Source organism: Cellulomonas sp. McL0606 (genome assembly GCF_058248365.1).
On sequence record NZ_CM177779.1, the window covers coordinates 1,412,524 to 1,430,877 of the forward strand.

The window sequence follows — 18,354 nt, forward strand, 5'->3', positions numbered from 1 at the left end:
ACCGGGTGGCTGGTCATCGACAGCCCCCAATGGCGCTGGGGGCGGTTCAAGCCGCGCGCAACAAGGACAAGCGGGCGCGGTGGGCGATGGCTCAACGGTGCTGAACAGACGAGCGGCCCCGACCGCGTCGCGACGAGAGTCGCGGCCGGGCGGGGCCGTTGTCGTGCACTGTCCCGACCGCGTCGCGACGAGAGTCGCGGCCGGGCGGGGCCGTTGTCGTGCACTGTCCCGACCGCGTCGCGACGAGAGTCGCGGCCGGGCGGGGCCGTTGTCGTGCTGCCGGCGTCAGCCGGCGGCCGGCGCCGAGGCGTTGATCAGCCAGCTGACGCCGAACTTGTCGACGAGCATCCCGAACGTGTCGCCCCAGGGCGCCGTGGCGAACGGCGCGGTGATCGTGGCGCCGTCGGACAGCTTCTCCCAGTACCCGGTCAGCTCGGCGAGGTCGTCGCCACTGATCGACACCGCGATGCTCCCGCCCGGCGTCCACTCCATGTGCTCGGGCGTGTCAGCCGCCATGAGCACCAGGCCGGACGGGCTGGTGATCTGGCCGTGCATGATCAGGTCGGCGTCGGCGGGGGACTGGCTCATCCCGCCCTCGCCGAACGTGCTGGTCACCGCCTCGGCGCCGAGCACGGTCGAGTAGAACGCGAGGGCCTCGCGCGCGTTCGAGCGGAGCTGATGTAGGGGTTCAGGTTGGTGGGCATGGCGGCGGCTCCTTCGTCGGCGATCGGCAGGTACGGACTTCACCCTGCCACGCGGCTCCGACACGGTCGACGGGCCGCCGTGCTCGTGACGGGGTGGAGCTCGAGCGCCCGCTCAGCGAGCGCTGGCGTGCTCCGGGTGGACGACCATGACCGGGCACGTCGCCTTGCGGATGACCGCTTGGCTCACGGAGCCGAGCAGGAGGCCACGCATGCCACCCCCGCCTCGAGATCCGACGACCAGGAGCTGAGCGTCCCGTGCGGCGTCCAGCGCGACCTTCGCGGGAAGGCCCCGGCGGACCACGACCTCGACGGCGACGTCCGGGTACCGCTCGCAGTGCCCGGCAAGACTTTCGGCGACCACGGCGTGCTCTGCCGCGTCGAGCTCCTCGATCTCCTCGGGGATCCAGGCGGGAACCGTCCCGGTCATCGGCGGCAGGTCCCACGCGTGGACGGCTCGGAGAGGGACCTCCAACCGAGACGCCTGGTCGAACGCCAGGTCGATGGCGTGGGCGGTGTTGGCCGAACCGTCCACTGCCACCACGACGGGCCGCGCGGGGCCTCGCTCGTTCGAGTCGGCGCGGATGATGACGACCGGGCAGCGGGCGCGGGCGGCGACCGACGCGCTCACCGAGCCGAACGCGACGCCTTGCAGCCCGCCGCGCCCGCGTGACCCGAGGACGAGCATGTAGGCGTCCGAGCACGCCGCCACGAGGGCGTCGGCGATGCTGTCCCGTTCGATGAGGGCAGCTGTCACGACGACGTCCGGCGCCTCGGCCCGTACCCGGTCGAGGCACTCGAACAGGACGCGGCCGCTCGAGCCCGCGACGTACACGATCCGCAGCGGGCGGCGCTCTCGTTGAGCCTCGCGCACAGCCCAGGTCAGCTGCCCCGGCCTGAGGTGAACCGTCATATCCCACGACGACAGTGCTGGTCATGGCACGCCTCCTTCGCCCGCTCGGCCGGTCCGACCGGTCGGAGCGCTAGATGAACAACAGCTGGGCGCCGACGGTCTTCTCGATGAAGTCGCTGGCGCTGATGATGCCCTCGACGTCCTCGACGAGGTCGTCGGGGGCAAGGTGGTTCATGTCGGCGGACAGGCGACACGCCCAGAGGTGACCGCCGGACGCCACGATCTGCTCGAGGAAGGCGGGCACGTCGGGCACGTCCAGCTCGGCGATCGACTTCTTCAGCCTCGAGGTGGCCATCGCGGTCATCCCCGGCAGGCCGCCCAGTCCCTGGGGCATGTGGGTCGCCGTGTTGCCGAGCATCGTGAACTTCAGGTCGTCCATGGTGGCCTTCGTGATGATGTCGAGGCCCCAGAACGTGAAGAACAGGTGCGTCTGCACGCCTTCGCCGAGCGCGGCGTTGGCCAGGATCAGCCCGGGGTAGACCATGTCGAGGTTGCCCTTGGAGCAGATGATCGCGAGCGTGCGCCCGGGTGCGTCGTCGTCTCCGAAGTCAGGGATGACGACGGGAGCGGTCTCGGTGGTGGTCATGGCACTGCCATTCTCGTCGTTGCTCAGACGCAGCCGACGGGCTTGGGCAGTCCGGCGACGTAGGCCATCTTCTTGGCGGGCTTCTGCGGGAAGAGGCGGAACAGGTCCTTCACCGGGACGCCGCTGCCGGCCGACGCCCGCCGCAGCGTCGCGGTCTCGCCGTGCTCGGTGTAGTCGTCCCGCAGGAAAGTCAGCACCGCACGGTGCTCGTCGGTGAGCGTGAGACCGATCTGCGCGGCGAGCGTCGTCGCGAGAGCGTCGTCCCACTCCGTCAGGTCGGTCAGGAACCCTTCGTCGTCCACGTGGATCTCGTGACCGGCCACGGTCGTGACGGGCATGTCGCACCTCTCTCTACGGTGTGGACTTCTTGCCGACCATCGACATGGCCGACGCGAGCGGCAGCGGACGTCCGGGCAGGAGGACGTTCCAGTAGACCCAGCGGAAGGCGAGCTTCCCGAGGTGGTTGGCCCGGCTCTCCTTGAGCAGGCTCATCGGTCCGAGGTACGGCGTCGGGAACGTGCCCGGCAGCGGCTCGGTGTCGTAGTTGAAGTCGAGCAGCAGGGCCTTGCGGTCGCCCGACTCGATGAAGCAGTTCGCGTGGCCGTCGAAGGCATGGGTCATCGGTCGCCCGGCGGCGAACTCCACGAAGTTGTCGACGAGGACGTCGACCGAGAAGTGCGCGACGGACCCCGCCTTGGAGGTCGGGATGTCGGAGGCGTCGCCGATCGCGAAGATCAGCGGGTCGGCCTTCGACTGGAGCGTGTGCTTGTCGACCGGGACGAACCCGAGTCGTCGCCCAGACCGGAGCGGCTCACGAAGTCCGCGCCCATGTGCAATGGCACCGTGACCAGCAGGTCGAAGGGGATCTCCCGACCGTCGTAGGAGACCAGGGTCTTGCCCGAGATCTTCTCGACGAGGAAGTCTGGCTCGACCGTGACGTCGCGGTCGGCGAGCATCGACCCCAGGTGCTTGGACGCGATCGGCTTGGTGAACGCTCCGTCCAACGGCGTCACGTAGGTCAGGTCCGTGTGCGACCGCAAGGCATGGCGCCGCAGCCAGTCGTCGGCGAGGAACGTGAACTCGAGCGGGGCGACGGGACACTTGATCGGCATGTCCGTGATGTGCACCACGAGGCGTCCCCCTCGGAACTCCTTCAGCGCGGCGGCCAGCGACCTGGCACCGTCGAGCGTGTAGAAGTCGAAGATGCTGCGGTGCCACTCGTCCCCGAGCATGCCCGGGGTCTGGTCCGGTCGAAGCACCGACCCGGACGCGATCACGAGGTAGTCGTAGGGGAGCAGCCGGCCGTCGAGCAGGACCACCTGCTGTGCGCCGGGGTCCACGCGGTCGACCGCCTCGAGCACGAGCTCGACACCGTCGTGCACGAACGCGTGCCGTGACCGCACGAGGTCCTCGGTCGTCCCACCGAACGGGACGAAGAGGAAGCCGGGCTGGTAGGCGTGCGCGTCGTCGCGGTCGACGATCGTGATCTTCCAGGTGTCGTCCAGCTCGTGCCGCAGCCGGTTGACCAGCATCGTGCCGGCGGTTCCCGCCCCGAGCACGACGATGTGCCGCTTCATCGTGATCACCGGGCGATCTGGACGTCGCGGTGCTCGAGCTCGGAGATGTCGTCCGACGTCGCGCGCAAGAGGCGGTCCGCGACCTCGCGCAGGGCCCTCGCGGCGGCGATCTCGGGGACGTCCGGGTCGTACGGCGCGCGGCGTGCGCGACCGTGGCCCTCGAGCCTGGTGCCGCTCGATGTGGTGAGGACGGCGTGCGCCTTCGTGACGTCGTGGTCGTCCCGCGGGTCGTCGCCGTCGAACAGGTGGATCGCGACCTTCCACGTGTGCGTCATCGCACGCCTCCTTCACGTCGGGCGGGGCGTGTCACGCGGTGGGCGGACTTCGCTCTCGCCTCATCGCCACCCTTCGCCGGGCGCGGCCGGACGCCTAGAGCACAAGGTCCCGACCATGCCGGGGACCGTGGCGCAGGGTCGCGGACCCCGCGACGACGGCAGCGACGAGCACCGCGGCGATCGTGGCGGAAAATCGATGCTCAGTGTCATCTCTGCCACTCGTCGCGACGCTTCCCGAGGTCGACGCTGGAGGCATGGAAACCGTGATCACGCTGGTGGTGGCCCTGCTGGTGGTCGCCCCGTTCGTCGTCCTCGCCCTGCGCACCACACGGTGGGACCCCATCGATCGCCGGCGCGGCCGGGCGGCCTCCCGCTCCGCCGACGCCGTCTCGTTCGTCGGTTCGGTCGCCGACGACCTGTGCCGGATCGACACCGACCTGGCCGCCGCATCGGCTCACGCCGCCGCCTGAGGGCGGCGGTCAGGCCTCGCCCGGGTAGACGACGCCCACCTGGCGACGGATCTCGTCGGCGGTCTCGAGGATCGTGAACGTCTCGTCGAGCGGCAGCAGCGGCGAGTCCGTGCGGCCCTCCGCGACGTAGGTCGCCAGCGCTGCCGCCTGGAAGCAGAGGCCGCCGTAGCCGTGGACGCGGTTGGCATCCCAGGTGCCCGTGCGGTCGCCGACCGTCACGGTGACGCCGGCGGGGACGTAGCAGCGCTCGTCGACCTCGATCCGGCCGAGCGAGCCATACACCTGCGCCGTGTGCCCCGAGGCTGTGAGCATCGACGTGAAGAGCTGCGCCTGCGCGACGCCGTAGCCGATCTGTGCGCTGACCTGGGCATCCACGCCCGTCGTCGTGAGCGAGCCCGCGGCCTGGACGCTCGACGGCCGAAGGAGGAGGCCGGCCGCGCGCGCGACGGCCGAGGCGAACGACAGGGGATAGATGCCGAGGTCGAGCAGCACGCCGCCCGCGAGGGCCGGGTCGAGCAGCCGCGGCGGGACGTCCGGCCCGGCGCGCACGCCGTAGTCGGCGGTGATCCGGTGCACCTGCCCGACCAGGCCGTCCTCGAGCACGCGTCGCACGACATCGGTGTGCGGCAGGTAGCGCGTCCACATGGCCTCCATGAGCAGCACCCCGGCCTCGCGGGCGGCTACGACGAGCTCGCGCGCCTCGGCCGCGTTGCGCGTGAACGCCTTCTCGACGAGGACGTGCTTGCCGGCCCGCAGCGCGAGCAGGGCGTGGTCGCGGTGATGGCTGTGCGGGCTCGCCACGTACACGGCGTCGACCGCCGGGTCGTCGACGAGCGCCTCGTAGGAGGTGTGGACGCGTTCGGCGCCGTGCGCGCTGGCGAAGGCCGCGGCCCGTTCGGGCGAGCGCGACCCGATCGCGACGAGCCGTTGGCGCGTGTGCTCACGCAGCGCGGTCGCCCAGTGCCCGGCGATGTGGCCCGGAGCGAGGATCCCCCAGCGCAGCGGAGGTGCCTCGGCGGGATCGGGCGTCCGCGGCTCGGGAAGGGTCAGGTCGGGCATGGGCACAGCCTGCCGTACGCCCCGCGGCTCAGCCCAGGATCGGAAGCACCAGGCGCGTCGCGTTCTGGCTCGGGTCGGCGACCTCCGACGGATCCGTGACGTAGACCTCGAGGAAGTCGCCGCGCATCGAGGCCGCGTGCGTCATGGTCCAGGTGCGGAACTCGGACCACGCGCCGGGCAGGGTGTCGTAGGCGCCGACGTGGACCCCGACGGCGGCCGGCCCGCCGGGGAGCTCGACGACCTCGACGCCGCCCCCGAGTGCGCGCGGCGCGTCCGCACCGACCCAGAAGCCGGCCGCGAGGTCGACGGAGTCGGTGGGCATGTCGCGGTACCAGCCGAACGCCGGACCCGTGATGGTCAGCCCGGCGGCCCCGACCTCCTCGACGACGGCGCGGTAGGCCCGGTCGTGGAACTCCGGCAGGGCGTCCATCGCGACGCGCTCACGCAGCACGGCGACGCGGGCGGTCGGTTGGTCCTCGACGGTGATGTCCACGGCGGTCAGGCGTCCCGGCGAGCGAGGCGCAGGACGGGGATCGTCCGCGTCGTGCGCTGCTCGTAGGACCGGAACCCCTCCGACCGGGCCGTGAACCGGGCCCAGGCCGCGTCGCGGTCCGCACCGGTCAGCTGCGTCGCGTGCACGAGCACCGTCCCGTCGTCGGGCGTCTCGATCTCGACGTCTGGGTGCGCGAGCAGGTTGTGGAACCAGGCAGGGTTCTGCGGTGCCCCACTCTTCGACGCGGCGACGAGCCACGCGTCGCCGCCGTCGTCGGCGATGAAGGCAACGGGGTTGACGCGTTCGGTGCCGGTCTTCGCTCCGCGGGTGTGCAGCAGGACGAGGCCCTTGCCGAACCCGTTCGTCGTGACGTCCCCGCCGTTCGCACGGAACTCGTCGATGATCTGCTGGTTCCAGTCCGTCATGGTCCCAGTCTCACACCCGACCACCGTGCGGGCGCCGAGTGCACCGCCGATCGACGCATGAGCGGTCATGGACCGTCCTCCGCACCGGGTATCTTCCACACACCCGACGCACGATGAGGAGCACCACCATGTCGCCAACCCACCGCGGGAGGCTGCGTCGCCTCGTCGTCGCCACGGCCGTCGCGTGCGGGGTGACCCTGGCGGGCGCAGTGACGACCGGCGGACCGGCGATCGGTGCCGACCAGCCGATCGACCCGACCCAGACCGCACCGGTCGAGCGCGCGGGATCCGACCTCGAGAGCCCGCCTGCCCGCACCGCCGTGACAGCGCCCGCGGCAGACCGCGTGCTCGTGCGCTTCGCGCCCGGCTCGAAGCCCAAGAGCGCCGCAGCACGCTGTCGGCTGCCGGCATCGATTCCTCGCACGCCGTGGGCGCGACCGGCTTCGTGTCGGTCTCGACCGGGGATGAGGACCCGCAGAGCGTCGCCGACGAGCTTCGCGGACGACCCGGACGTCGCCAGCGTGCAGCTCGACCACGTCCGGTCGGCGGCTGCCTGGACCGACGACGAGCTGGTCAGCGAGACCTGGCAGTACCTCGACCTGATGCGGTTCCCCCGCGCGTGGGACATCAGCACGGGCGCCGGCGCAGTGGTCGCCGTGCTCGACACCGGCATACGGACCGACCACGAGGACCTCGTGGGCCGCGTCTTGCCCGGATACGACTTCGTTACCGATACGCCGGGCGCGGCGGGGACGGGGCGCCACGGCACGCTCGTGGCCGGGATCGCGGCGGAGTCGGGCAACAACCGTCTGGGCAACGTAGGCGCCGCCTACGGGGCGCGCCTGCCGGTGCGCGTGCTCGATGACGACGGAAACGGCTACGACTCCGATGTCGCGCAGGGCATCACGTGGGCGGCCGACCGGCACGCCGACGTCATCAACCTGTCGCTCTCCGGGCCCAGTGACTCGCCCGTGCTGCTCGCAGCCATCCAGTACGCGGTCGCCCGTGGGTCGGTCGTCGTGGCTGCGGCCGGCAACTCCGGCACGGACGCGCCCGAGTATCCAGGGGCGTACTCCTTGACCGTGCCCGGTCTGCTCACCGTGTCGTCAACGGACGACGACGGGACCGTGCTGCCCACCTCGACCTGGGGTGACGACATCAGCGTCGCCGCGCCCGGCTACCAGATCGTCGGCACGTCGTGGGCCTCGACCACCGCGTACACCTACGACACCGGGACGTCGATGGCGGCGCCCTTCGTCAGCGGGGTCGCGGCGCTGCTCGCGTCGGCCCATCCGACGTGGACGCCGAAGCAGATTGCGGACCGGATCGCGGGTACCGCGCGCGACGCGGGCCCGTTCGGAGTCGACCCGTACTACGGTCACGGCGTCCTCGACGCCGCCGCCGCACTGGGCGCCCAGCCCGCGGTGCCGCTCGATCGCACCACTACGGACGTCGGCGCGCGCAACGACCTGCCGGCCACGGCCACGCCGCTCACGCTCGGTCAGCAGGTCATGGGTGACCTGAACGGCCTCGGCGATGTCGACTGGTGGCGATTCGACGCTGATCCGGGCTTCGACTACACGATCAGCAGCACGTTGCCCGGCACGCGGGGATCCGCGCCGATCGTGCGGGTGACCGACGCCGAAGGGCAGGAGATCACGCCGTACCACGGGCAGTACCACTCCATGAGCGGTGGCGCGGTCTTCGTGCAGGTGGGCGCCGGCGGCACAGCCCCCGGGCCCAGGTACACGATGACCGTCACTGCGAGCTCGACCCCCCGCTCGGCCGACCAGCTGCGGTTCGACCCGGTGCAGGGCAGCATCCTCTTCGACGGGAGTGGGACCGCCTCGCTCGCCGACGTCACGGGTGACGGGATCGACGACGTCGTCGCGACCGGGACCACCGTCGGTGGGGACGGGTTCGCCTATGGCGCGGTATCGGTCGGCATCGGAGCGCAGGACGGCACCTTCACCTCGAGCAGAGTGCAGCTCGCCCGCGGTCTGGGCGGCACCTATGCGCTGTGCAACGTCTCGGGCGACGCCGTCCCCGAGGTCGTCGCCTCGTCGGACTCCGCGGTTCACGTCGTGAGCGCCGCCGGCGGGACGTTGGGCGCGCCGACCACTCTGGCGACGGGCCTGCCCGCCGCTGACGTGCTCGCCTGCCTCGACCTCGACGCCGACGGCGACCCCGACGTGGTCGTCATGACCGGTTCCGGCGTGACGATCCTGCGGAACACCGGCAGCATCTTCACCGCGGAGCCGCCCTTGTCGGCGCTCAAGGCGGCCGTCGCGGTGCTCGACGTGGACGGCGACGCGCGTCCCGACATCCTGCTGTCGGGCGGCCTCGTGGCCCTGCAGAGGGCCGATGGCTCGTTCGCGGACCCGACGGTCGGCATCCCGGCCCTCGTCGGCTCGGTCGGCGCCAGGCTCGCGGACCTCGACGGCGACGGGCGCACGGACGTCACTGCGACCGCAGGAGGCGTCCTGCGCATGGTCCGGGCGACGGGCGCAGGAACGTGGGGCGCCTCGATCGACGGACCGGCCGCAACGGACGCGTTCCAGCTCAGCGACCTCAACGGGGACGGCCGTGCCGACGTCTTGCTGACGAAGTTCGGCTACATCCTCGCCTACGCGCTCCAGACCGACGCGGGAACCTTCGGTCCGCCCATGTTTCCGCGGTTCGACGGCATTGCTCCGTCCCCCCGGACGGCCATAGCCGGAGACGTGAACCACGACGGGCGTCCGGACCTGGTTCTCGTCGACGACCACACGTTGTCCGTCGCGCCCGCGGTCGATGTCGACGACACGCCCGGGACGAAGGGCTGGGTGTGGTCGGTGGACCCGGCGGCCGACGCGTCTGGGGTGGGCGTGCGCCCCGCGGTCACAGTCGTGTCTCCCCGGATGCTCGGTGCGGCCGCCGTGGACGGGGTGCGCCTGATCGACGGTGCCACCGGGGCGGAGGTCCCGGTCGACCGTGCCGTCTCAGCGGCGGCCGACCGCGTCACGGTGACGCCGAAGGCGGACCTCGCAGTCGGTGGGCACTACGAGATTCGCGTCTCGGCACTCGTCGACCAGGACGGCGCCGTGATGACCGAGACGTCGCGGTCGTGGTTCACCGTGGGCGCGGGCGGCGACCGGTTCACGCCGCTCGACCCGGTGCGGGTCACCGACACCCGCGGGTACCGGGGTCCGGTCGGTCCTACGGACCCGCTCGACATCGACCTGGGCTTCTTCGTGCCCCCGAGCGCGACAGCGGTCGTCCTCAACGTCACCGCCGTGAACCCGAGCGCACCCGGCGACCTACGCGCGTACCCGAGGCCAGACGGGTCCGACGTGCTGCCGCTGGTGTCGAACCTCAACGTCGTGGCCGGGGTGAACCAGCCAAACATGGTGACCGTGAAGCGAGCTCGACGCTCGGGGTGCGGATCGCCGCGCGCTATATGTCGGCACACGTGGTGGTGGACCTGGCGGGCTACTACAGCCCGGACGCCGTCACGGGCTACGTGCCGGTGGAGCCGGTGCGTGTGATGGACCAACGCAACGGGACGGGTGGGGTTGCGGCGCAGCGGTTGGCGGCGGGGCACTGGGTGGACTTGCAGGTCGCGGGCCGCCAGGGCGTGCCCGCGAGCGCGAGCGCCGTGGTGCTCAACGTCCTGGGCATCGATCCGTCGGCCGGGACGGATGTGCGTGTCTATCCGGCTCCGGCGGCCTCCGAGTCGCAGGACCCGCCGACGGTGTCGAACCTGAACATCGTGCCCGGGCGCGACCAGCCCAACCTCGTGACCGTGCTGGTCGGTGACGGAGGCAAGGTTCGGTTCTACGCGCCCAACGCGAACGTGTTCCTGGTCGCGGACCTGGCGGGTTACTACGCGCCGACGGGATCCGACGGGTTCGTGCCGGTGAGCCCGACCAGGATCGCGGACACGAGGGTGCCGGTCGGGTTGCCGGGCGGCAGGGTGCAGCCTGGCCAGGTCCGCACATTGGCGGTCTCGGGCACCGCGTTGGTGCCGGCGGACGCGACCGCCGTCGCGCTCAACGTGACGGCCGTGCTGCCGGGAGGCAAGTCGAACCTCCGGGTGTTCCCCGTGCGGGACGGATCGGTGCCGTTGGTGTCGAACCTGAACGTGGTGGCCGGTCGCAACGAGCCGAACATGGTGCTGGTTCCCGTGGGCACCGGTGGCGGTGTGTCCTTCTACTCCCAGACCGCAGATCTCGACCTCGTGGTGGATGTCGCCGGCTTCTTCCGCTCGATGGTCTGAAGACGCTCCCGGGTCGATCGTGGATCCGGCGCCCATGTCCACGAGACTCGATACGGCCGCACGGCGGGCCGGTGAGCGTCCGGCTCATTCGCACCGCCGCTCATCGCCTTCACGACGCACAGGCGCCCAGCCTCATCGAGCCCGCACCCACGTTCTTTGTCCGTGACGTAGACCTCGCGGAATTCGCCGCGCATCGAGGTGGTGTGCGTCATGCTCCACGAGCCATCCCGGCGAGCGAGGCGCGCAACTCGGTGCCGGTCTTCGCTCCGCGGTGGTGCAGCAGGACGAGGCCCGTTCCGATCCCGTTCGTCGTGACGTCTCCGCCGTTCGCACGGAGCTGGTCGATGATCTGCTGGTTCCAGTCCGTCATGGTCCCACCGTCGCACCGTCGCACCGGCGCGGGCTCCGCGCGAAAGACGCGTCTTGTCGAGCTCGGGCGGCGCGCCGGTGCCTTCTCGCGGGCGCTCAGGAGCGGGAATCGGTGGCCGGGAACCCACCGAACCGGACGAGGTTCCCGTGGAGGTCGATGACATGGAACTCGGTAGCGCCCCAGGGCTCCTCGACGGGCGCGCTCAGCACCGCCGGTTCTGGGACGTCGAGATCGGCCCACCGCCCGTGCGCCGCGCGAGCCTCGTCCGGGCCGTCGAACCGGACGTAGCACGCGACGTCGTTGGTCCAGCGGTCGACGGCCGGGTCGATCCAGAAGTGCAGCTCGATGGCCAGGTCGCGGTGGCGAAGGACGAGGTAGTCGACCCAACGGCCGTCGGAGCGGAACCCGAAGCGAGCCCAGAACGACACCGTGAGGTCGAAGTCCGCGCTCGGAAGGATCGGGATCGTGACCACCACACCTCGAGCGTAGCCAGGGACGGGGGGTCCGGTGCGGGCTGATCCTTCACGACGAGCGCTTCCGGCGCAGGTCAGCGGTACTCCGGGTTCTCGAAGTCGAAGCGGTTGCCCGCGTTCCACTCCGATCGCTGGTTGCCGTAGGAGGGGACGCCGCCGGCGGCGCGGAGCATCGCGGCCAGGTGCATCAGGTTCCACGTCATGAAGGTGGTGTTGCGGTTGGTGAAGTCGTTCTCGGGTCCGCCGCTGCCGGGATCGAGGTAGGAGGGTCCGGGTCCGGCCTCTCCGATCCAGCCTGCGTCGGCGTTCGGCGGGATCGTGTAGCCGACGTGCTGGAGCGAGTACAGGATGTTCTGGGCGCAGTGCTTGATGCCGTCCTCGTTGCCCGTGATGAGGCAGCCGGCCACCCGTCCGTAGAACAGGTACTGACCCTTGTCGTTGAGCATGCCGGACAGCGAGTAGATCCGTTCGATCAGCCTCTTGGTCACGCTGGAGTTGTCGCCCAGCCATATCGGGCCCGCGACCACCAGGATGTCGCTGGCCAGGATCCCGGGGGAGAGGTCGGGCCAGGCGTCGACCTCCCAGCCGTGCTCGCGCATGTCGGGATAGACCCCCGTCGCGACGTCGTGGTCGATCAGCCGGATCGCGCTCACGCGCACGCCGTGCTTGCGCATGATGCCCGCGCTGGCGTCGACGAGTCCCTGGGTGTGGCTGAGCTTCCGGGCTGCGCTTGAGAGTGCAGTTGACGAACGTCGCCGTGAGACCGGTGAAGTCGGGCGCCGGGTCGGACATGGCTACCTCCTGGATCGTCGAAGTTCGAGGTGCCCGGGGCGGCCGAGCGCCCATCGGACCGGGTAGTCCGGGTCGGACCCGTAGCGGCAGGTCGAGTCGGTGCGGACACGGCCTCGGCGAGGTCGCGTCCGCCCGAAGGGGTGATGGCCGCGTCGCCGCCACCCTTGGCCCACGTCACGGAGGCGCGAGCGAGCAGGCTCGATGCTGGGGCCCCCGCGACCGCGGCCATGGTCCGAGGTTAGGCTCAGGGCCGCATTCGCCGCACCTGTGCGGCATGTTCGCGCTGGGGCGCCACGTCGCAGTCTCCGGTGCAGGAGTCGACGAGCTCCATGATCCGGCCGTCGGCCACTGCCCCGTGCACCGCCGCGGCAAGCCGCACGAGAGACGGCATACGGCCGAGGGACTCGATCTGGAGTCGCAACCGACCTTGCGGGTCCGATCCGGACCGGAACCACCGATGGACGGACGGATGGATGGATGGATGGAGCGGACGACGGGAATCGAACCCGCGTAGCCAGTTTGGAAGACTGGGTGTGACGACCCTTTGACCTGCAGTGGAGCGGGCATCACATCGCTAGTAGGAACTGAATGGGAACCCAGGTCCCGATTTCGGGAGCGACGGCGGGTGCCTCGGTTACTCGCACGTACCTGGGTCGTTGCTGGAATCGCGGCCGGCTGGGCACCGTCCAGCGGTTTCGTCGCACGCGCTCGGGCAGCCTGAGGGCATGGCGCGCTGGTGATAGAATTCTTTCATTAGTAGAAGAATTCTTTCAGTGGAGGCAGGATGCAGACGCAGCGCCCCTTGGCGGTTGTCTCCGGGGCTCTTGATGGCGACCTGTTGAACTTGCTGGCCCAGGCGCGGGATGTCTCGTTCACGACCGGGCAGCTGCAGCGGATGCTCAGCGTCCGTGACGAGGACCGTGCGCGGTCCTTGCCGGTCGTTCGGAGCACGCTGCAACGTCTGGCGGCTCAGGGTGTCGTGCGCGTGAACGCCGACGCTCCTGTGCCGACCTACCAGTTCAACGCGGACCACCTGGCGGCTCCGGCGATCCTCGAGCTCGCGGGGCTGCGGGCCTTGCTGATCGAGCGGCTGCGGTCCGTGATCGAGCGATGGCCGGCGCCGCCGCTGTATGGAGCGTTGTTCGGCTCCGCCGCTCGTGGCCAGATGCGTGAGTCCAGTGACATCGACGTGCTGCTGATTCGCCCCGACGACGCCGATCTCGACGTGTGGGAGGAGCGGACCACCACGTTGGCTCGCGATGTGCGCCGCTGGACCGGCAACCCGGGTGAGGTCCTCACGTTTGCCGAGTCGGAGGTCGGCGAGCACGGGGCCGAGCAGGTGCTCCACGACGTCATCCGCGAGGGGCTGACCATCACCGGTCACCCGACCTGGCTGGCGCGTCGGCTCGCGGCGGCGGCGTCCCGATGACGTCGAGGACCTCTCCGTCATCGCCGTCTGCCCGTGAGGGCCGTTCGGCCAAGGCCACCCAGTTCGGTCTGGCCGCGGACATCATCTTGGACATCGCCGACGGCGAGACCGAGTTGCTCGACGCCTATGTCACCTTGTGCGTGCACTCAGGGATCGCGGCCGCGGACGTGATCTGCATGGATCGGGCCGGGGTCTACTCGCGTTCGGAACGGCACGAGGACGCGGTGGCGCTCCTGGAACGGGTCGATCGAGAGTCGAGCAAGGATCTGGCGGCCCTGCTTGCGATGAAGACGCGTGCCGGCTACTCCGACGTCCCCGTGCGTCATCGCGACGTCCAGCGAGCCGGCCGAGCCATGGCGAGCTTGCTGACTAAGGCGCGCACCTGACCGCACCCCACCGACCAACGACTACAGGCTGGGTCCGAAGCCGCGCGATGGACCTGGGTGTTGGGAGGGGCCCGGCGAGGCGCGGCGCGCGGCGGAGGCTGCTCGTGCCAGGTCCGCGGCATCGGCAGCCCGCTGCGCCGTGGCCCTTGCCGCGCGCTCCCGGATGAGCTGCGCGGCCTCGTCGACCGGGAGGGCTTCGATCTCGGCGAGGGTTCGGCGTGCGTGGCGAACGGTGTTGTGACATTCGGCGGCGAGCGTCCCGACGTCGATAATCCGTCGGCCGGTCGGGATGCTCGGCCTTAGCGCGGCGCGCGTCGCGGCGTGCTGCGCGCTGAGATCGTCCAGCCCGCGTTGGGCGTGCGCGGCGTTCTGCCGCGCCTGGTGGACGCGGGGGTCCGCGTCGGCGCGTTGCTCAGCAACGGCCCGCGCCCAGGCGGAGATGTCGGCCGTCGACTGCGGAATCTCGGACCAGCGTTCGCGCACGACGTGGCCCGCAGTGCGGTGGGCGTCGGTGGCGTCGCGCGCGGTGCGGGTGGCGGACCGCTTTCCGAGGCGCCGGACGGTGTGCAGGGCGCGGTTTGCACGCCACATCTGTTCTTGGCTGGTGAGGTAGCTCGTCGCGTCGGTCGTGGCCTGCTCGATCAGTGGTGCGGCGACCGCTGCTCGAACCTGGATGACGTGGTCGTCGGCGGCCGCGACCACTTGGGTCTGCTGTGCGTGCTCGGCGGCCTGTCTGGTGAGGGTGTCGGCGGCGTCCTCCCATCGGGCCGCTTCCAGCTCGGCGACCCGGATCCACTCGCGCAGTCGGGCTCGTTCGGTGTTCACGAACGTGACCGGGCCGTTGGGGACGATCCCGCTGACCGACTCGCGGGCGGCGCGTGTCGCTTCGCTCAGACCCCGGTCGGCGCGGTCGCGTTGGAGTGCGGTGCTGAACTGTTCGCGAGCCTCGATCAGGTCCGGGGCGACGATGTGCAAGGTGTTGCGGTGTCGTCCGCGGGTCATGGCGACGTACATCCCTGCTGCGTCGAGAGCGTCGCTGAGGATCGCGTGAGCCTCAAGGGTGGTCGAGCTCTGCACCCCGTAGGCGGTGGCCGCGTAGGCGAGGTGGGTGTGCTCAGCGACGTACCTGGCCGGCAGTGTCACGGTGCGCGGGTGGTGGCGACCGGTGCCAGCTTCGGTGGCCGAGACGTCGCCGCTCTGGCTGACGTGCTGGACAGTCCAGGTCTGCCGGTTCGCCACGCCCAGGGCACTGTCGTTGCGACGGGTCTGGATCACGTCTCCCGCGCCGATCGGCAGGCCATCGCTGCCAGTCGTGGTGCGGTCGTCGTCGACCTCGCCGCGGCACACCCGCTCACGGCGGATGCTCGTGTTCAGGGCTCGTGCCTCGTCGTTGGTCGCGGCCGTCACCGCGTCACCGTGCCTAGCGGTGTGGGCGATCGCGATCTGCATCTGGTCGGTGCTCTCGTGCAGTCGGACCAGGCCCAGGATGTTCAGCTGGTCGAACAGCCGGGCCGGGTTCATGCCTCGCCGCATCCGCACGGTCAGGGCGGCGTATGCGGGGTCGGTGAAGCGGTGCACGGTGGCCATGTCGCACGGGTGCGGGGCGATCTGCACGGCGAGGTCGAGTACGCCGCCCCGGCCGACGGCGGGCAGCTGTGCGCGGTCGCCGATCAAGGCAACTGTCGCGCCCGCCTCGTCGGTGGTGCGCAGCAGGGCGAGCGCGGTGTCTTGGTCGAGCATTCCTGCCTCGTCGACCACGACCCGCTCCCCGGGGTGCAGGCGCATCGAGGCGGGCGGGCCAAGGTAGGTGTCGCCGGTGCGCGGGTCGGTGTCCCCGACGGTCAGGCGTGTCCAGACGCCGTCCGGGTTCCAGCGCCACCCGTGCGCGTGGACGAGCTTGGCCACCGAGTCCGTCGGGACGCCGAGCTCGCGCGCGGCGACGTCGGCGGCCTTCTTCGTCGGTGTGACGATCTTGGTCGTGCGGCCTTCGAGTTGGGCTGCCTGGATAGCGACACCGAGCATCGTGGTCTTGCCCGCCCCGGCGGCGCCCTCGACCACCACCAGCGCATCCGTCGAGGCGACGGCCGCGGCGGCGCGCGCCTGCTCGTCGTCCAGGCCCTGCGCCCGTGCCAGGTCGTGCACGTCGGGCGCGACGCTCGAGGGTTGTGCGGCGCGAGCGGCCAAGAGGTCGCGCAGCTGGATGTCGACCTGGACGACGTGCAGGTTGGTCAGGTGCGCGACGTGCTCGGGGCGCACGGTTCCGGGCGGCAGCACCGACAGGCAGTCCTCCAGGGCAAGCAGTGTGGTTATGGCGATCAGGTCGCGTAGCTCGTCGCGTTCGGCCCGGACGCCGACCTCGGTGATGAGGGTGGTGACGTGCTCTTGTATGTCGTGCACGGTCCAGGTCGACGCGCTCGCGCCGCATCTGTCCAGCGCCCGGTTCGCGATCTGCTGCACGTGCAGCTCATGGAGCGCGACCGGACCGTGCCGTGGCGCGCGGGGCAGGTCCGGGGTGTAGCCGGCGTCGTCGAGCTCGCGACGCCAGCCGACCTCGCCGCCCAGCGAAGAGGGCTTCTTGTTCGGGCGTTCGTGATCCCACGCCTTGGCCTGTAACCGGGCGCTGACGACCGCACTCGGCTCCTGGCCCGGGTGGGCGGCCTCCCACTGCGCCTCGAACATCGTCAGGTTGCGGGCAACCTGACTGGCCCGCTTGCTCATCACCGCGTTGAACGGGGTCAGCTCGGCCACCTCGCCGGTGGCGGGCTCGAGCGTCAGCCCGTGAGCATCCAGCACCGCGGCGAGCTGGGGGTGCGCCGCGAGCACCGCCGTGCCGAGCGCGCGGATGGCGCCCTGCTGCCGAAACAGCGCCGCCGTGTCCAGGCCGCGCCACGCACCGGATGCCCACACCCGGGTCCCGATCTGCAGGTGAATGTGGCGGTGCGGATCCCCGGCCCGCGAGGTGTGGTGCGAGATGGCCACCGTCTCGAGCCGTTCGACCGGCACGACCTCCTGCACTCCGCGCGGCCCGACCCGGGTCACCGAGTGCTGCCCGAGCCAGGACCGGATCTCGGCGACGGCGTCCCGCTGCGCCGCATCCAACGCAGTCGAGACATCCGGATGCAGGGCGGCGGCGATCGACAAGGACTTCGGGGTGTTCACGACCATCTCCGCGAACCGCGGCGAGCCATGACGTCGTTCACCGGCTTGGCGCGGCGCGCCTCTCGACTCCCCGGTGACCGGATCGAGCCAGTCGACCCAGGCCGCGTATTGGATCGGCGTCAATGCGTGCTCGCTGATCACGTTCCCGGAGGCATCGATCACGCAGAGCTCGGCCTGCGTGATGCCGCCTTCCAGGTAGTACTCGTCGGCCCGTGAGCGGTCCGACTCCAGGTAGCGGCGCGCGGCGGATCCTGTTCCACGGAACAGGATCACACCGCCACGCATCCCGACCTCCGACGTCGCGTGTACTTGCAACTATCGAAGGTAGCATACGTCCATTCAGGAGGGCTGGTGACGACGGGACGAAGTCGAGTGCGTCGTCACCAGCCCTCCTGCGGCGCGGCAACGGGCACCACCCGTTCTGGGTGCAGGGAATGGGTCGGACCGTCGCGGGGGACGTGCTCCCCGACGACCTCATCGTCGATTCCAAAGGTGACCTGATCACGGTCATCGCGACTACCGATTTGGGTGAGATTGCCAACCCAACGGTCTACAACTTGCACGTTGCCGGCGCCCACACCTATTTCGTCACCACGGGCACCGACCAACCAGACGTACTCGTGCACAACGCCGGCGGTGCTAGCGTCTGTGCGATTGGAAAGGCCGGGGAGGACGCGGTCGGCAAGAGGCTGGGACTCGCGCACAGCTCCATTTCGTTCCCGACTGCACAGCTCGGCGGGTCGAATATCGGAAGAATGCCCGATTTTATCGGAGTGCGCATTCACGAAGTAAAGAATGTCAAGTATCAATATCTCAGCAAGCAACTAAAGGATTATGTTGCAATCGCCGGCAAGCACAACGGTGGAGGCCCGCTGGTTCTATGGGTGAAGAGGGGGAAAACGACGGTAAGCAAGACCGTGGAAAACCACCCAGGGATTCGTATCGCCTGGTTCTAGCGTTCGGTTGGAGATCGGCATGCAAGATCCAG

Annotated in this window: 19 protein-coding genes and 1 pseudogene; 6 read left to right on the forward strand and 14 right to left on the reverse strand. The window is 70.3% G+C overall.

What is annotated here, in order from left to right; all coding sequences use genetic code 11:
* Nucleotides 1–285: 285 nt before the first annotated feature.
* The 7 genes from AC38ZX_RS07175 to AC38ZX_RS07205 form a co-directional block, all read right to left on the reverse strand.
* A complete protein-coding gene (locus tag AC38ZX_RS07175; protein ID WP_491296838.1) occupies nt 286–747 on the reverse strand; it encodes a VOC family protein in 462 nt (153 codons plus the stop codon).
* A gap of 69 nt (nt 748–816) precedes the next feature.
* Entirely contained in the window at nt 817–1,614 is a 798-nt protein-coding gene (locus tag AC38ZX_RS07180) for a universal stress protein (protein ID WP_491296839.1), read from the reverse strand.
* A gap of 70 nt (nt 1,615–1,684) precedes the next feature.
* Nucleotides 1,685–2,200: a DsrE/DsrF/DrsH-like family protein gene (locus AC38ZX_RS07185; protein ID WP_426595158.1), complete on the reverse strand. Its 516-nt coding sequence runs from the start codon at nt 2,198–2,200 to the stop codon at nt 1,685–1,687.
* 23 nt (nt 2,201–2,223) lie between these two features.
* A complete protein-coding gene (locus AC38ZX_RS07190) occupies nt 2,224–2,538 on the reverse strand; it encodes a TusE/DsrC/DsvC family sulfur relay protein (protein WP_426595159.1) in 315 nt (104 codons plus the stop codon).
* 13 nt (nt 2,539–2,551) lie between these two features.
* Entirely contained in the window at nt 2,552–2,845 is a 294-nt protein-coding gene (locus AC38ZX_RS07195; RefSeq protein ID WP_491296840.1) for a hypothetical protein, read from the reverse strand.
* 89 nt (nt 2,846–2,934) lie between these two features.
* Nucleotides 2,935–3,777: an NAD(P)/FAD-dependent oxidoreductase gene (locus AC38ZX_RS07200; protein ID WP_491296841.1), complete on the reverse strand. Its 843-nt coding sequence runs from the start codon at nt 3,775–3,777 to the stop codon at nt 2,935–2,937.
* 5 nt (nt 3,778–3,782) lie between these two features.
* Nucleotides 3,783–4,052 (reverse strand): dsRBD fold-containing protein, encoded by a 270-nt coding sequence (locus AC38ZX_RS07205; RefSeq protein WP_491296842.1) that lies wholly within the window; start codon nt 4,050–4,052, stop codon nt 3,783–3,785.
* 254 nt (nt 4,053–4,306) lie between these two features.
* Here AC38ZX_RS07205 and AC38ZX_RS07210 point away from each other — a divergent pair, with 254 nt between their 5' ends.
* Nucleotides 4,307–4,522 (forward strand): hypothetical protein, encoded by a 216-nt coding sequence (locus AC38ZX_RS07210; RefSeq protein WP_491296843.1) that lies wholly within the window; start codon nt 4,307–4,309, stop codon nt 4,520–4,522.
* A 9-nt stretch (nt 4,523–4,531) separates the two neighbouring features.
* Here AC38ZX_RS07210 and AC38ZX_RS07215 read toward each other — a convergent pair whose 3' ends face one another.
* The 3 genes from AC38ZX_RS07215 to AC38ZX_RS07225 are packed head-to-tail and all read right to left on the reverse strand — an operon-like array spanning nt 4,532 to nt 6,499.
* Nucleotides 4,532–5,581 (reverse strand): Gfo/Idh/MocA family protein, encoded by a 1,050-nt coding sequence (locus tag AC38ZX_RS07215; protein ID WP_491296844.1) that lies wholly within the window; start codon nt 5,579–5,581, stop codon nt 4,532–4,534.
* 28 nt (nt 5,582–5,609) lie between these two features.
* Nucleotides 5,610–6,074 (reverse strand): GyrI-like domain-containing protein, encoded by a 465-nt coding sequence (locus AC38ZX_RS07220; RefSeq protein WP_491296845.1) that lies wholly within the window; start codon nt 6,072–6,074, stop codon nt 5,610–5,612.
* 5 nt (nt 6,075–6,079) lie between these two features.
* Nucleotides 6,080–6,499, reverse strand: coding sequence for a nitroreductase/quinone reductase family protein (locus AC38ZX_RS07225; RefSeq protein WP_491296846.1), 420 nt, complete (start codon nt 6,497–6,499; stop codon nt 6,080–6,082).
* Nucleotides 6,500–6,627: 128 nt separating this feature from the next.
* On the opposite strand from AC38ZX_RS07225, the gene AC38ZX_RS07230 reads away from it, so the two are divergent.
* Nucleotides 6,628–10,026 carry a S8 family serine peptidase gene (locus tag AC38ZX_RS07230; RefSeq protein ID WP_491296847.1) on the forward strand — a complete coding sequence of 1,133 codons (3,399 nt, stop codon included), beginning with the start codon at nt 6,628–6,630 and terminating at the stop codon, nt 10,024–10,026.
* Entirely contained in the window at nt 9,918–10,757 is an 840-nt protein-coding gene (locus AC38ZX_RS07235) for a hypothetical protein (protein ID WP_491296848.1), read from the forward strand. Before AC38ZX_RS07230 ends, AC38ZX_RS07235 begins: the two co-directional genes overlap by 109 nt.
* A gap of 208 nt (nt 10,758–10,965) precedes the next feature.
* On the opposite strand, the gene AC38ZX_RS07240 is transcribed toward AC38ZX_RS07235, so the two are convergent.
* The 3 genes and pseudogenes from AC38ZX_RS07240 to AC38ZX_RS07250 form a co-directional block, all read right to left on the reverse strand.
* The gene (locus AC38ZX_RS07240; RefSeq protein ID WP_426595167.1) at nt 10,966–11,127 is read right to left on the reverse strand and encodes a hypothetical protein; all 162 of its coding nucleotides are present in this window, start codon (nt 11,125–11,127) and stop codon (nt 10,966–10,968) included.
* Nucleotides 11,128–11,222: 95 nt separating this feature from the next.
* On the reverse strand, nt 11,223–11,603 hold the full coding sequence (locus AC38ZX_RS07245) for a DUF8817 family protein (protein WP_491296849.1): 381 nt from the start codon (nt 11,601–11,603) through the stop codon (nt 11,223–11,225).
* Between the two features lie 71 nt (nt 11,604–11,674).
* A pseudogene (locus AC38ZX_RS07250) lies at nt 11,675–12,392 on the reverse strand (flavodoxin family protein).
* Between the two features lie 838 nt (nt 12,393–13,230).
* On the opposite strand from AC38ZX_RS07250, the gene AC38ZX_RS07255 reads away from it, so the two are divergent.
* Together AC38ZX_RS07255 and AC38ZX_RS07260 are read left to right on the forward strand one after the other, a co-directional pair.
* Complete coding sequence (locus AC38ZX_RS07255) at nt 13,231–13,821, forward strand: nucleotidyltransferase domain-containing protein (RefSeq protein ID WP_491296850.1); 591 nt, start codon at nt 13,231–13,233, stop codon at nt 13,819–13,821.
* Between the two features lie 86 nt (nt 13,822–13,907).
* Nucleotides 13,908–14,207 carry a hypothetical protein gene (locus AC38ZX_RS07260; protein WP_491296851.1) on the forward strand — a complete coding sequence of 100 codons (300 nt, stop codon included), beginning with the start codon at nt 13,908–13,910 and terminating at the stop codon, nt 14,205–14,207.
* Nucleotides 14,208–14,228: 21 nt separating this feature from the next.
* On the opposite strand, the gene mobF is transcribed toward AC38ZX_RS07260, so the two are convergent.
* Nucleotides 14,229–17,651, reverse strand: coding sequence for a MobF family relaxase (gene mobF, locus AC38ZX_RS07265; protein ID WP_491296852.1), 3,423 nt, complete (start codon nt 17,649–17,651; stop codon nt 14,229–14,231).
* A 173-nt stretch (nt 17,652–17,824) separates the two neighbouring features.
* Between mobF and AC38ZX_RS07270 the strand changes: the two genes are divergently transcribed.
* Nucleotides 17,825–18,322 (forward strand): putative toxin, encoded by a 498-nt coding sequence (locus AC38ZX_RS07270; protein ID WP_491296853.1) that lies wholly within the window; start codon nt 17,825–17,827, stop codon nt 18,320–18,322.
* Nucleotides 18,323–18,354: the final 32 nt, after the last annotated feature.

Excerpts from the sequence above, each read along its gene's own strand:
- AC38ZX_RS07180 (WP_491296839.1), bottom strand. The coding sequence starts at position 1,614 with ATGACGGTTCACCTCAGGCCGGGGCAGCTGACCTGGGCTGTGCGCGAG.
- AC38ZX_RS07185 (WP_426595158.1), bottom strand. The coding sequence starts at position 2,200 with ATGACCACCACCGAGACCGCTCCCGTCGTCATCCCTGACTTCGGAGAC.
- AC38ZX_RS07190 (WP_426595159.1), bottom strand. The coding sequence starts at position 2,538 with ATGCCCGTCACGACCGTGGCCGGTCACGAGATCCACGTGGACGACGAA.
- AC38ZX_RS07200 (WP_491296841.1), bottom strand. The coding sequence starts at position 3,777 with ATGAAGCGGCACATCGTCGTGCTCGGGGCGGGAACCGCCGGCACGATG.
- AC38ZX_RS07205 (WP_491296842.1), bottom strand. The coding sequence starts at position 4,052 with ATGACGCACACGTGGAAGGTCGCGATCCACCTGTTCGACGGCGACGAC.
- AC38ZX_RS07210 (WP_491296843.1), top strand. The coding sequence starts at position 4,307 with ATGGAAACCGTGATCACGCTGGTGGTGGCCCTGCTGGTGGTCGCCCCG.
- AC38ZX_RS07215 (WP_491296844.1), bottom strand. The coding sequence starts at position 5,581 with ATGCCCGACCTGACCCTTCCCGAGCCGCGGACGCCCGATCCCGCCGAG.
- AC38ZX_RS07225 (WP_491296846.1), bottom strand. The coding sequence starts at position 6,499 with ATGACGGACTGGAACCAGCAGATCATCGACGAGTTCCGTGCGAACGGC.
- AC38ZX_RS07230 (WP_491296847.1), top strand. The coding sequence starts at position 6,628 with ATGTCGCCAACCCACCGCGGGAGGCTGCGTCGCCTCGTCGTCGCCACG.
- AC38ZX_RS07240 (WP_426595167.1), bottom strand. The coding sequence starts at position 11,127 with ATGACGGACTGGAACCAGCAGATCATCGACCAGCTCCGTGCGAACGGC.
- mobF (WP_491296852.1), bottom strand. The coding sequence starts at position 17,651 with ATGCGTGGCGGTGTGATCCTGTTCCGTGGAACAGGATCCGCCGCGCGC.